Source organism: Exiguobacterium sp. s194 (assembly GCF_018618275.1).
Taxonomy (GTDB): Bacteria; Bacillota; Bacilli; order Exiguobacteriales; family Exiguobacteriaceae; genus Exiguobacterium; species Exiguobacterium chiriqhucha.
In genome coordinates, this window is the sequence record NZ_JACSLT010000006.1 from 216,926 (window position 1) to 229,468 (window position 12,543).

A 12,543-nucleotide genomic window follows, 5' to 3' on the forward strand; every position below is an offset into this window, starting at 1 on the left:
AGCATCTTTGTTTATGGACTATGCTTTACATTTTATAAGTTCCATTTCCAAATTGTCAACTGGAAGATGGAAACTTGTATCCGACAGTTGATTGGGAGGAAGGTCGGCAACGACTTGTGCTATAATCGTATATATTACTGTGCAAAATAGTTTTACACCATATTAAGGAGGCTGTCATGCTGCAAAAGATTCGAGACACATGGAACCAACCAAAGTCCTTGAAAGCCCGCCGTTATGCCAATGTATTTTACGATGTATCCTGGAACGTTCTGCTCCTAACGATTATATCGGTCGTTCTCATTGGATTTTTAGGCGCCGGGATCGGAGCGGGTTATTTCGCTTCACTCGTCAAGGATATGCCGGCACCCGCTTATAAGACGATGACGTCACAAATCAACACGTACTCATCGACTTCTGACATTTATTTTGGAAGCGGTGAACGAATCGGAAACTATACGACGGATGAAGTACGGGTTCCCGTCGCCGTCGACAAAGTTTCTCCGTTCGTCGTCGACGCGTTACTCGCCACAGAGGACGTCGAGTTTTACGAACACGATGGTGTCGTCCCGAAAGCGACGCTCCGTGCCATCTTACAAGAAGCGACCGGATCGGAAGACCGGACCGGAGGCTCTACGCTCACACAACAGCTCATCAAGAACCAAATGCTGACGAACGAAGTGTCGTTCGAACGAAAAGCGAAAGAGATTTTACTCGCCCTTCGCCTCGAGAAAGCAATGAACAAAGATGAGATCTTGAACGCGTACTTGAACGTCGTCTCGTTCGGACGTAACTCGATGGGACGCAACATCTCAGGGATTGAAGCAGCCGCTCGCGGTGTCTTTAACACATCGGCTGAGAAGTTGACGTTGCCACAAGCCGCTTTCCTCGCCGGGATTCCGAAAAACCCGTTCCTTTATACACCGTATTACCAAGGCGGTGTCATTAAAGAGGACGTAGCACCGGCCATCAACCGGATGAAGACGGTACTCAACCGGATGTACGTCGCCGGGAAGATCACGAAAAAAGACTATGACGCTGCATACAACTACGACATCACAAAAGACTTCATGAAGACGCAATCGAAGCCGCGTGACCGCTATCCGTATGTTGTGCAAGAAGCTGAACTACAAGCCCGACAAATCGTCACGAACTACTTGCTTGAACAAGACGGCATCGTCTTGTCAGATTTAAAAACGGAAGAACAAAATACCATCCGGTCAACATATGCCAAACGTGCACACAATATGTTGCGTCAGGGTGGATTCAAGATTCATATGACGCTTGACAAAAAAGTTCATGAGGCGATGCAACAACCGGCTAAAAATGCCAATAACTTTGATAAAGATCAATACATCAAAGAAGAAGATCGGACATTGCCTGAACAGACGGCATCAATCATGATTGAAAACAAAACAGGGCGCATCCTTGGTTTTGTCGGTGGTCGTTATATTAACGGCAAGACAGATGAAGTAAACCGCGCCATGCGCATGGAGCGTCAAATCGGATCGACGGCCAAGCCAATTTTGGTGTATGCCAACGCGATTGAAGCTCGAATGATCACACCTGAGACGGTCATTTTAGACGAAGAGTATTTCTACAAATTTACCGGTCCGGGACAGCCTAAAAAAGAAGTTTTAAATGAGAGCAGAACGCATAACGGTCCGGTGACGGCCCGCGAGGCATTGAAGCGTTCCCTCAACGTCCCTGCCGTTAAGATTTACGAAGAACGGAACCAGAAAACTGCTGATACGCAAAAACTCGTCGATATGGGCATCGAAGTATCGGAAGCGAACCGAAATGCATCATCGATGGCTCTAGGCGTCGGAGAAGTCAGCCCGGTCAACTTGGCCGCATCTTACGCGATGCTCGCAAACTACGGCGAACATGTCGAGCCATACTTCATCGAACGCATCGAATATAACGGTGAGACCATCTTCGAGAAAAAAGCGAAAAAGACACGCATCTATACTGACCGTACGTCTTATCTCGTCATCGACATGTTGCGTGATGTCTATACGTCAGGAACAGCGACGTATGCCAAATCGCTCTTAAATGTCCCTGGCGATTGGATGGGTAAATCTGGTACGACGAACGAACGACGCGATTCGTACTTGGTCGGTTCGAACCCGAACGTCACGCTCGCCGTGTGGTCTGGTTTTGACTCACAATTAGCTGAGATGCAAAACAGCTATGAAGTCGGTCAGTATTATCAACGGACACAACGTATCTGGTCACAGACTGCCAACCGCGTATTCGCCGATAATCCTGAAATCTTCAACGCGGGTGCACGCTTTACCCAGCCTTCTAGTGTTTCTGCCGCTGACTTCAAGGACTCTGGTTCATTCTCTGAGAAGAAAAAAGTTGAAGAGAAGAAGAAAGCCGAAGAAGAGGCGAAGAAGAAAGAAGAAGCCGAAGAGAAGAAACAAGAGGCTGAAGAACAGAAACAGGAAGCTGAAGAAGAGAAACAAGAAGCTGACGCTGCTGCGAAGGAAAAGGCAGCGGCTGACGCAAAAGCGAAAGCAGAAGCCGACGCAAAGAAAAAAGCGGAAGCTGACAAGAAGAAAGCTGAAGAAGAAGCAAAGAAGAAAGCCGAAGCTGAGAAAAAGGCTGAGGAAGACAAGAAGAAAGAAGACGCCGAAGCTGCAGACGGCGCCTAATCCGACAAGAAAGGTCGACACATCGCGTGTCGACCTTTTGTCGTTCAATCTTCCATTGTCGATAAGTCACCCGTCTCGAGGTTCAACTCCCATGCTTTCAAGACACGACGCATGATTTTCCCGCTTCGCGTTTTCGGCAATTTGTCTTTGAACTCGATCTCACGCGGAGCCGCGTGAGCCGCGAGTCCTTCTTTGACGAACTTTTGAATCTCCGCCTTCAACTCGTCCGACGGCTCATAGCCTTTACGGAGCGCGATGAACGCCTTGATGATCTCCCCGCGGACCGGGTCCGGTTTCCCGATGACCCCTGCCTCGGCGACAGCTGGGTGCTCGACGAGACGACTCTCGACTTCGAACGGACCGACCCGCTCCCCTGCCGTCATGATGACGTCATCGACGCGGCCTTGGAACCAGAAGTAACCGTCCTCGTCCATATACGCCGAGTCACCCGAGACGTACCAGTCTCCCCAGAAGTAACTCTCATACTTGGCGTCATTCTTCCAAATTTTCCGCATCATCGACGGCCATGGCGTCTTGAGTGCCAAGTTGCCCATCCGGTGCGGCGGGAGTGGTTGACCGCGGTCGTCTAAGATGGCCGCTTCACAACCCGGGATGGCTTTGCCCATCGACCCCGGTTTGATATCCATCGTCGGATAGTTACAAATCATCATCGCGCCGGTCTCTGTCATCCACCACGTGTCATGAATCCGTAATCCGAACGATTCGTTCCCCCAACGAATGACTTCCGGATTGAGCGGTTCTCCGACCGACAGGATATGGCGGAGTGACGACAAATCATATTTTTCAAACGCCTCTTCTCCGGCACCCATGAGCATCCGGAACGCTGTCGGCGCGCTGTACCAGACCGTGACACCGAACCGTTCGATGACCGAATACCAGAACTCAGGATTGAATCGTCCCCCGACGATTACGTTCGTCGCCCCGTTCAAGAACGGTGCGAAAATCCCATAGCTCGTCCCCGTCACCCAACCTGGATCGGCTGTGCACCAGTAAATGTCATCCGGTTGCAAGTCGAGCACCCATTTGCCGGTCATCAAATGCTGCACCATGGCGTTATGGACATGCAAGACACCTTTCGGTTTCCCGGTCGACCCTGACGTATAATGCAAAATCATGCCGTCTTCGCGGTCGACCCATGTGATGTCGAGATCGGTCGAGGCATCACCCGCCAATTTGCGGTAGTCGATGATTTTCCCTGCCTCTTTTACCTCGTCACCGACGATTAAAATCGTCTCCAAGTGCGGGAGTTGATCGACCGGGATACGCGGTAGGAGCGCCTCGGTCGTGACGATGACTTTCGCTTCCGAGTCGAGCAGACGGTCGTGGACGGCTTGCTCCATGAACGCCTCAAACAACGGACCGACAATCGCCCCGAGCTTGAGTGTACCGAGCAAAATAAAATAAAGTTCTGGACTCCGTGGCATGAAGATGAAGACGCGGTCGCCTTTCTCCACTCCAACCGATTTCAGAACGTTTCCGGCCCGATTGCTTTCTCGTTTCATGTCCTCATACGTGTAGCGCTCTTCTCGTTCCCCATCGAAATAGAGCAACGCCAGCTTCGTGGCGAGTTCACCTTCTGCGTGACGGTCGATTGCTTCGTACGCCATGTTGACGTTCCCCGTCAAATTCCAAGAAAATAATGCTTCTGCTTGTGTCCACTCGAACGACTGACAAGCATCTTCATACGACGCCAATTGATGTTCCCCTGATAACGCTTTCAATTTTTCCATCGCTAAAGATTCGCCTCCCCTGTAATGAATGGTATAACCACTTTCAGTATAGTGTTAATATTATGACAAATCAATGAATTTCCAAAATCTCCAAAAGAGTGTGAAACAAGCTAAATGAAAGCGCTATAATAGAAGGTGGAAAAGGTGGTGACTCCATGGAAAAACAATATCATTCAAAGGTGTGGGAAACCTCACTCGGAGCCGTAATCATCGATGGACCGATCGAGAGCGACGTGTTGGCCACGTATCGGCTCGATGAGGGATTGACCGCATTTCGTGAACCTGAGGACCAACACAAGGCGCTCGTCGAAATCGCTGACTTGAAAGAAGGCCGCATCATCGTGGCCCGCGTCGATGACCTCGTCATCGGTTATGTCACGTATTTATATCCGGACCCATATGAACGTTGGAGTGAAGGGAACGACCCCTATATCCTCGAGCTCGGCGCGATCGAAGTGAGCCCGCGCTTCCGTGGCCAACGGATCGGCAAGCAACTGCTCGAAGTGTCAATGATGGACGCGCATATGGATGACTTCTTGATTTTGACGACCGAATATTATTGGCACTGGGACTTGAAAGGGAGCGGGCTCTCTATCTGGGACTATCGGAAAGTGATGGAAAAGATGATGAACCACGGCGGACTCGTCTTCTTCCCGACCGATGACCCGGAGATTGCCTCGCATCCGGCCAACTGTCTCATGGCACGGATTGGCAAGAACGTCCGGCAAGAAACGATCGACCATTTCGATTCGCTCCGGCTGCGGCGCCGGTTCATGTATGACTAAGGAGGGACCTGGATGTTGATTGAACAAATGATGAACCGTCATGTCGTGACGATTCAACCGACCAACACGATCGCCCATGCGGCCAAGCTCATGCGTGATCATAAAGTGCGCCATCTCATCGTCACCAACCCGGCCCGACAAGTCGTCGGAATCGTCGGCCAGTTCGAGATGAGCGGAGCGACGAGCGTGTTCCATCCGGAGAGCGAGAGCGCCGACTTCAAAAACCCCGTTTCGAGCATCATGCGTCAAGATGTGACGACGGCACATCCGTACGACTTCTTCGAAGATGCGGCCGCTCTGTTTTATGAGTATCGCCTGACCTGCCTGCCGATTGTCGAACAAGGCAAACTCGTCGGCGTCTTGACCGAGACAGACTTATTGCGTTACTTCGTCCAATTGACGGGCGCGCTCGAGCCGAGCTCTCAGATTGAGCTCTTGGTCGAGAACACGACGGGGACGCTCGAGAAAGTGACCCGGCTCCTCGCCAAGACGAACGTCAACATCATCAACGTGTTCGTTCACCCGACGCCCGACCCGTATAAACGCATCATCTCGTTCCGCGTCCAGACGATGAATCCGCTCCGCATCATCGAACGGTTGAAACGCGAAGGTTATGACGTGCTCGGTCCGGAGATGTCCCAATGAGACCGGCCTACATATTCGGGGAGAACGAGAACTCGTACCGCTTCCATGCGGATCATCCGTTCAATCCGGTCCGCCTGGAGCTGACGACGTCCCTGCTCATCGCCTCAGGTAAACTTCAGGCCTCCGAGTGCATCGCCCCGCCCCTCGCCTCGGTCGAGTCGCTCGCGCTCGTCCATGACCTTGATTATATCGAAGCGGTTCAAGCGGCGGCGGCCGGTGAGCTGTCGACATTGAAAGCGAACAAGTTCGGCCTCGGCACTGAAGACACGCCGATTTTCCCAACCATCCATGAAGGGGCGGCCCGGCTCGTCGGGGGCACCGTTCACGCACTCGATTTGGTCGCGAGCGGTAAACTGGAGCGCGCCTTTCACGTCGGGGGCGGCCTCCATCACGGGATGAGGCGGAAAGCGTCCGGATTTTGCGTGTATAACGACGCAGCGGTTGCCATCGCCCACGTCCGTAAAGCGTACGGCAGCCGGGTCCTCTATGTCGATACTGACGCCCACCACGGAGACGGCGTACAATGGCTGTTTTATGACGATGACGATGTGATGACGTTATCCATCCACGAGACCGGCCGCTACCTGTTCCCGGGGACAGGAGCCGTCACAGAGCGCGGCAACGGGAATGGGTACGGCTATAGCTGGAACGTCCCGGTCGATGCGTTCACCCAAGACGAGTCGTTCTTGCGCTGTTACGAGACAGTGTTCCGGGAAGCGTGCGAATGGTTCAAGCCGGATATCATCGTGACGCAGAACGGGGCCGACGCCCATGCCTTTGATCCGTTGACGCACCTTGCCTCGACGATTCGGACGTTCGAACAGATTCCTCAAATCGCCTCTCGACTTGCCGACGAGTATACGGAAGGAAGACTCGTCGCCCTCGGCGGTGGCGGCTATGATTGGTATCGGACCGTACCCCGGGCTTGGGCGCAAGTGTGGGCCGGACTGACGCGCGAGGCGCCGTACAGCGGCGACATTCCGCCCGAATGGATCGAGCAGTGGCAGGACAAAGCGGATTTAGCCTTGCCGACACGCTGGGATGACCATCCGTACACGTTCCAACATATTCCCCGACGCCAACAAATTGAGGAGAAAAATTGGGAAGTGACGAAACGGGCGTTCTGGCCGTTCATTTCGCACGATCGCAAATCACTATATGTCTAAAAAATCCCCTCGTCCGCGGAGTGACTCCGACAGGCGAGGGGATTTTTATTCAGTCTTGACGTACCGAATCGCGACGTTCGATGCGGTGCGGCAAGACAACGTTCTTCTCTTCGACTTCTTCCGCATTCAAGATTTTCGTCAAGAGACGCATGGCAACGGCACCGATGTCATACATCGGTTGGACGACCGTCGTCAATTTCGGACGAATCATCGTAGCGAGACGCGTGTTATCATGGCCGACGACTTCAAAATCGTTCGGGACCGAGAAACCGGCGTCTTGAATCGCGTGAATGACACCGAGTGCCATCTCATCCGTACCGGCGAAAATCGCTTTCGGGCAATCGTCACGTTCGAGCATCTTCTGCATCGCCTCAAGGCCTGATGCGTATGTGTAATTCCCAAGGACGACGTCACTCTCACGGAACGGGAGTCCGGCGTCGTCAAGGGCACGGCGGTAGCCAGAGAATTTCTTCTCGCCGTTGATTTGTTGCTCGAGTGGACCTGTGATGAAGCCGACTTGTTTATGACCGTGGCCAATCAACATTTCGGTCGCGTCGTATGCCGCTTGCTCATAATCGATGTTGACCGCAGGGAGGTCATACCCTTGGTTGAGTGTCGCCGCGAGGACGATTGGGACGGGTGACTTTTTAAACTCGTTGACGAGGTCTTCATGTAGACGACCGCCCATGAAAATGATGCCGTCGACTTGTTTCCCGAGCAATGTGTTCAACAAATGGATCTCTTTGTCACGGTTCGAGTCCGAGTTCCCGAGGATGATGTTGTACTTGTACATCGTCGCGACGTCCTCGATTCCGCGGGCAAGGTCTGCGAAGAAGATGTTCGAGATATCTGGGACGATGACGCCGACCGTCGTCGTCTTCTTACTGGCCAGTCCACGTGCGACAGCGTTCGGACGATAGCCGAGACGGTCAATCGCATCCTGGACTTTCTTGCGGGTCGTCGGTTTGACGTTCGGGTTTCCGTTGACGACGCGTGAGACGGTTGCCATCGACACCCCGGCTTCTCGTGCGACATCATAGATGGTTACATTGTTACTATTCATTAAAACTCCTCCTACAAGCAATGATTTTCAAACGATTTTCAAAAAACGTGTCAAAAAAGGAAGACAGGTATCTGTCATCATTTTACCCTGTCTTCACGCTATATAAAACGTTTCCAATTGGAAAGCTTACTTTTTCACCAAATCAAGTTGAGGGAACTGGGCCGTTAGCCCGTCCACGAATTGATCGAACTGATCGAAATCGAGTTGTTGCTGGGCATCCGATAAGGCGATGGCCGGGTTCGGGTGTACTTCCACCATGACCCCGTCCGCTCCGACTGCAAGCGCCGCTTTGGCCGCTGGCAGTAACAAGTCGCGTCGTCCTGTCGAGTGCGTCACGTCGACCATGACCGGCAAATGCGTCTCTTGTTTCAAAATCGGGACCGCGGTGATGTCGAGCGTGTTGCGTGTCGCCCGTTCATATGTCCGGATGCCGCGTTCGCACAAGATGACTTGGCTGTTGCCGCTCGCCATGATGTACTCGGCCGCATAGATGAACTCTTCAATCGTAGCCGATAAGCCACGCTTCAAGAGCACCGGTTTATCCGTCTTCCCGACTTCTTTCAGCAAGTCGAAGTTTTGCATGTTGCGCGCACCGACTTGGATGATGTCCACGTATGGAAGTGCCGATTCGACCGCACCAGGCGTCATGATTTCAGAGATGACCCGTAAGTCATGACGATCTGCCGCTTGCTTCAGCAGTTTCAATCCCTCGAAGCCGAGACCTTGGAAGTCGTATGGTGAAGTACGTGGCTTGTACGCCCCGCCCCGCAAGATTTTCACTCCGGACAGCGCCAATTTCTCAGCGACGGCGTTCACTTGCTCAAACGATTCGACCGCACATGGTCCCGCAATCAGTTGCGGACGTCCATTGCCGATTTTGACATCATCGAGCGTGACGATCGTGTCTTCGGCTTGGCGTTTCCGTGAAACGAGTAGCGTCTTGTCACGGTCTTCGCCTTGCAGTTCGGCCGAAGCTTTAAACATCTCTTTGAACAGATGTTGCAAGCGAGCCGTCTCGAACGGACCCGGATTCTCTGCCGCGATGAAGTCGAGCATCTCACGTTCACGTACCGGATCGTATCGCTCCACACCTTGCAGACGTTTTACTTTTCCAATCTCAACAGCGAGTGTGCCACGGCGGCTGAGCAAGTCGAGCATCTCACGATTCAACTCATCCATCTCGCGACGTAATCGATTCAACTGATCTTGTGGACTCATAATTACCCTCTCATTTCTAAGCCGTTCTTTCCAGATTCCTAATTATAACGAACTTTAATCGCTTTGTCATAGGGAAATGGGCTGACGACACAAAATCAACAAAAAAAAGCGCCCGGCTAGTCCCGGACGCGTCATCACTTATTTGTTGCCGTTTTTAAGGTCTTGCTTCAAGTTGTTCAATTCTTGTTTCGACTCATCGTCGAGCAAGTCTTTCACAGGTGCCTCGAAGTCTGACTCATAGTCTTCCGATTGGTCACGGCTGCTCGTTGTTTTTTGTTTGTTTGCAGCCGATTTCGTCGCGTTCGATTTGTTCGCGTTCGGCTTATTGTCTGATTGTTTCGGTTTGTCTGTCGACGCTTCTGACTTCGACGACTCGTTTGACTCATTTGAGGCTTTCGCTTCATTCGAATCTTTTGCTTCGTTCGACTGCTCTTCTGAAGCCTTATCGAGTTGCTCTTTCACTTCGGCTTCCGCCTCCGCTACGAGTTGATCAGCTTTCTCCATCGCTTCTTCGATTGACAATTCGTCTTCATCGACTTGTTGTTTCAATTCAGCCGCTTCACGGGCCTTGTCTTTGACGAGGTTTAAGACCGGAGCCGCTTTATCGCTCGCTACTTTAATCCATTCGCCGACGACCGGTTCTGCTTTTTCACGAACTTCTTTCGACTTGACGGTCAATCGCTCACGCGACGTCGCCGTTTTCTCGTCGAGGTATGTCCGTACTTCACGTCCGCTCTTCGGTGATGTGAGGAGTGCTACTGCTGCACCAATCACGCCGCCGAGGACGACACCTGCTAAAAACCCACCGCTTGATTGCTGTTCATTCGTATATGTCTTGTTCTTGTCGTATGTCATCGTTACTTCCTCCTTGTGATAGTTATGATTTGATTGTATCGTCTGTCGCAATCAACCCTGGTGAAACCGTAGTCGGTTCTTGTTTACGGTCCCGACGGCCGCGACGACGTGATGGTCGTTCGTCTGAAGACGTTTCTGTTTTGTTTTTCTTAAATAATTCTACAGCGACCGATCCCCAACGTACCGCTTGGGCAATCTGCTCTTTATTCTCGTCTGCTGCTACGTGAACAGAAGAAGAAACCGTCCGTACCGACTCTGTCACTTCGTTGAGTGACGTGCCGAGCTCATCAAGGGCGTGTGCCACCGGTGCGAGCAATTCTGTTTTCTCCTCGACGTTATCCACGAGACGGTTCGTCTTATGTAAGAGCGCCGTCACTTCCATTGTGATTCCGTCTAATTGACGTTCTAAGTTTTCAGTTGTGTTGGCGACGCTGCCGAGTGTCCGATTGACGTTCGACAAGACACGTGCCAAGAAAAATACGAGTACGACAAATGCGAGTGCTGCGACGAGCCCTGCAATGCCTCCTAATGTGATTTCCATGCATCCATTCCTCCTATTCGATAATGTGGTGGTTTCATTATAGCACCATTATGACTCAAAAGATTTGTCACAACCGTTTTCGCCATCCGGTCTGATTATTCCTTTACCCGTTTTTATGTTTTCGATTACACTAAAATAGAAATAAATTTAAAAAAGTTAAAAGGGGTGTTCGTATGAGAGATCCAAGAATCACGCAACTCGCTGATGGATTAATCAATTATTCAGTCGAATTGAAACCGGGGGAACGCGTTCTCATTGAAAATTTCGGCGTCGAGGAATCGCTTGTCGAAGCGCTCGTCGAAAAGGCGTATGAGGCTGGGGGGCATCCGTTCGTCTTATTGAAAGAGAGCCGCATCTTGCGCAAACTTTATACGGGAGCGAGCCGGGAACAGCTCGAACTCATGGCCGACATCGAACGCAAACAGATGCAAGCGATGGACGCTTACATCGGCCTTCGTGCCGGTGACAACATCAACGAACTGTCAGACGTGCCGGCCGAGCAACAAAAACTCGTCGGGGCCACTATCGGTAAAATGCATACCGAGGACCGCGTCAAAGGAACGAGATGGGTCGTGCTCCGTTATCCATCGCCGTCGATGGCACAACTCGCTGGCAAATCGACTGAGGCGTTCGAAGACTTCTACTTCAACGTCTGCACACTCGACTACGGTAAGATGGACCGGGCCATGGACGCGCTCGTCAGCCTCATGAATGAGACCGACCGTGTCACAATCAAAGGACCAGGGACGGACCTCACGTTCTCAATTAAAGACATTCCGGCCATCAAGTGTTCTGGCCAAATGAACATTCCGGACGGTGAAGTGTTCACAGCGCCGGTCAAAGATTCGATCAACGGTGTCATCACGTACAACACGCCGTCACCGTATCACGGCTTCACGTTCGAGAACGTGTCGTTGACGTTCAAAGATGGAAAGATTGTCGATGCGACAGCGAACGACACAGACCGAATCAATGAAGTGTTCAATACGGACGAAGGGGCACGTTTCGTCGGCGAGTTCGCCATCGGCGTCAACCCGTACATCCAACATCCGATGAAGGATATCTTGTTCGATGAGAAAATCGACGGCAGTTTCCACTTTACACCGGGTCAGGCGTATGACGACGCCTATAACGGCAACAACTCGTCAATCCATTGGGACCTCGTCAATATCCAACGCCCTGATTACGGCGGCGGCGAGATTTGGTTCGATGATGTCTTGATTCGTAAGGACGGGCGTTTCGTCATCGACTCGCTCTTGCCACTCAACCCAGAGAACTTGAAATAACAAAAACAAGCGTGCCGATGACGGCACGCTTGTTTTTTCGTTACAGCTTCGTCTTTTTACCGAGCGCAGCCGACATCATCCAAATCTCTTTTTCGAGTCGTTCGATATGAGACACGAATGTGTCCTCGATGGCTTCGTCCCCGTCTTCGAAGTTCTCCATCGCGTCTTGCATCTCTTGGCGAATCTGTTTGAAGTCACTGATGACATCTTTAATCATCTGCTCGGTATCCGCGTGGCGGTCCCCTTCTTGCAACGTCGAATGTTCGAGATACTCCTTCATCGTCGCATACGGTTCGCCATCGTTCATCAATAGACGTTCCGCCACGTCATCGTACAGTTCGGCGACGAGATTATACAGTTCCTCTAATTTTTCATGATACGTGAAGAAGTGAGGGCCGCTAATGTACCAATGGTAGTTGTGCAGTTTGACGAATAAGAGGCCATAGTTGGCTACCTCTTTGTTCAATGTGTTTAATGCGCCTTGGCTTGCCATCCTTAACATCTCCTTTTCCAAATTCAGTCGCTAGTATTATTACCGTCTTAGCTCGATGTTAAACACAAAAAAAACGAACGGCA

General features: G+C 51.6%; 11 protein-coding genes and 1 other annotated feature (1 of these 12 running past the window's edge). Of the genes, 5 read left to right on the forward strand and 6 right to left on the reverse strand.

Going from position 1 to position 12,543, the window contains the following annotated elements; translation table 11 throughout:
• Positions 1-9: a binding site (T-box leader), on the reverse strand; it reaches 189 nt to the left of the window's first position.
• A gap of 167 nt (positions 10-176) precedes the next feature.
• Positions 177-2,657: a transglycosylase domain-containing protein gene (locus KNP85_RS09535; protein WP_214802799.1), complete on the forward strand. Its 2,481-nt coding sequence runs from the start codon at positions 177-179 to the stop codon at positions 2,655-2,657.
• A 44-nt stretch (positions 2,658-2,701) separates the two neighbouring features.
• Here the strand turns inward: KNP85_RS09535 and acsA are convergent, their stop codons facing one another.
• Positions 2,702-4,408, reverse strand: a complete 1,707-nt coding sequence (acsA, locus tag KNP85_RS09540; RefSeq protein WP_021065594.1) for an acetate--CoA ligase — start codon at positions 4,406-4,408, stop codon at positions 2,702-2,704.
• Positions 4,409-4,563: 155 nt separating this feature from the next.
• Between acsA and KNP85_RS09545 the strand changes: the two genes are divergently transcribed.
• Genes KNP85_RS09545 through KNP85_RS09555 form a run of 3 tightly spaced genes read left to right on the forward strand, consistent with a single transcriptional unit; the run spans position 4,564 to position 7,004 of the window.
• On the forward strand, positions 4,564-5,193 hold the full coding sequence (locus tag KNP85_RS09545; protein ID WP_029595165.1) for a GNAT family N-acetyltransferase: 630 nt from the start codon (positions 4,564-4,566) through the stop codon (positions 5,191-5,193).
• A gap of 12 nt (positions 5,194-5,205) precedes the next feature.
• The gene (locus KNP85_RS09550; protein WP_021065592.1) at positions 5,206-5,838 is read left to right on the forward strand and encodes an acetoin utilization AcuB family protein; all 633 of its coding nucleotides are present in this window, start codon (positions 5,206-5,208) and stop codon (positions 5,836-5,838) included.
• Positions 5,835-7,004: an acetoin utilization protein AcuC gene (locus tag KNP85_RS09555; RefSeq protein ID WP_021065591.1), complete on the forward strand. Its 1,170-nt coding sequence runs from the start codon at positions 5,835-5,837 to the stop codon at positions 7,002-7,004. The genes KNP85_RS09550 and KNP85_RS09555 overlap by 4 nt, the downstream gene beginning before the upstream one ends.
• Positions 7,005-7,053: 49 nt before the next feature.
• On the opposite strand, the gene ccpA is transcribed toward KNP85_RS09555, so the two are convergent.
• The 4 genes from ccpA to KNP85_RS09575 all read right to left on the reverse strand — a co-directional run bounded on the left by ccpA (position 7,054) and on the right by KNP85_RS09575 (position 10,681).
• Positions 7,054-8,067, reverse strand: coding sequence for a catabolite control protein A (gene ccpA / locus KNP85_RS09560; RefSeq protein WP_021065590.1), 1,014 nt, complete (start codon positions 8,065-8,067; stop codon positions 7,054-7,056).
• A gap of 126 nt (positions 8,068-8,193) precedes the next feature.
• The gene (locus KNP85_RS09565; protein WP_021065589.1) at positions 8,194-9,285 is read right to left on the reverse strand and encodes a bifunctional 3-deoxy-7-phosphoheptulonate synthase/chorismate mutase; all 1,092 of its coding nucleotides are present in this window, start codon (positions 9,283-9,285) and stop codon (positions 8,194-8,196) included.
• A gap of 138 nt (positions 9,286-9,423) precedes the next feature.
• A complete protein-coding gene (locus KNP85_RS09570; RefSeq protein WP_029595164.1) occupies positions 9,424-10,140 on the reverse strand; it encodes a YtxH domain-containing protein in 717 nt (238 codons plus the stop codon).
• Between the two features lie 22 nt (positions 10,141-10,162).
• Positions 10,163-10,681 (reverse strand): DUF948 domain-containing protein, encoded by a 519-nt coding sequence (locus tag KNP85_RS09575; RefSeq protein ID WP_021065587.1) that lies wholly within the window; start codon positions 10,679-10,681, stop codon positions 10,163-10,165.
• A 173-nt stretch (positions 10,682-10,854) separates the two neighbouring features.
• Between KNP85_RS09575 and KNP85_RS09580 the strand changes: the two genes are divergently transcribed.
• Positions 10,855-11,967, forward strand: a complete 1,113-nt coding sequence (locus tag KNP85_RS09580) for an aminopeptidase (RefSeq protein ID WP_029595163.1) — start codon at positions 10,855-10,857, stop codon at positions 11,965-11,967.
• A gap of 40 nt (positions 11,968-12,007) precedes the next feature.
• On the opposite strand, the gene KNP85_RS09585 is transcribed toward KNP85_RS09580, so the two are convergent.
• Positions 12,008-12,460 (reverse strand): Dps family protein, encoded by a 453-nt coding sequence (locus tag KNP85_RS09585; protein ID WP_021065585.1) that lies wholly within the window; start codon positions 12,458-12,460, stop codon positions 12,008-12,010.
• Between the last annotated feature and the right edge of the window lie 83 nt (positions 12,461-12,543).

Excerpts from the sequence above, each read along its gene's own strand:
- KNP85_RS09535 (WP_214802799.1), top strand. The coding sequence starts at position 177 with ATGCTGCAAAAGATTCGAGACACATGGAACCAACCAAAGTCCTTGAAA.
- acsA (WP_021065594.1), bottom strand. The coding sequence starts at position 4,408 with ATGGAAAAATTGAAAGCGTTATCAGGGGAACATCAATTGGCGTCGTAT.
- KNP85_RS09545 (WP_029595165.1), top strand. The coding sequence starts at position 4,564 with ATGGAAAAACAATATCATTCAAAGGTGTGGGAAACCTCACTCGGAGCC.
- KNP85_RS09550 (WP_021065592.1), top strand. The coding sequence starts at position 5,206 with ATGTTGATTGAACAAATGATGAACCGTCATGTCGTGACGATTCAACCG.
- KNP85_RS09555 (WP_021065591.1), top strand. The coding sequence starts at position 5,835 with ATGAGACCGGCCTACATATTCGGGGAGAACGAGAACTCGTACCGCTTC.
- ccpA (WP_021065590.1), bottom strand. The coding sequence starts at position 8,067 with ATGAATAGTAACAATGTAACCATCTATGATGTCGCACGAGAAGCCGGG.
- KNP85_RS09565 (WP_021065589.1), bottom strand. The coding sequence starts at position 9,285 with ATGAGTCCACAAGATCAGTTGAATCGATTACGTCGCGAGATGGATGAG.
- KNP85_RS09570 (WP_029595164.1), bottom strand. The coding sequence starts at position 10,140 with ATGACATACGACAAGAACAAGACATATACGAATGAACAGCAATCAAGC.
- KNP85_RS09575 (WP_021065587.1), bottom strand. The coding sequence starts at position 10,681 with ATGGAAATCACATTAGGAGGCATTGCAGGGCTCGTCGCAGCACTCGCA.
- KNP85_RS09580 (WP_029595163.1), top strand. The coding sequence starts at position 10,855 with ATGAGAGATCCAAGAATCACGCAACTCGCTGATGGATTAATCAATTAT.
- KNP85_RS09585 (WP_021065585.1), bottom strand. The coding sequence starts at position 12,460 with ATGGCAAGCCAAGGCGCATTAAACACATTGAACAAAGAGGTAGCCAAC.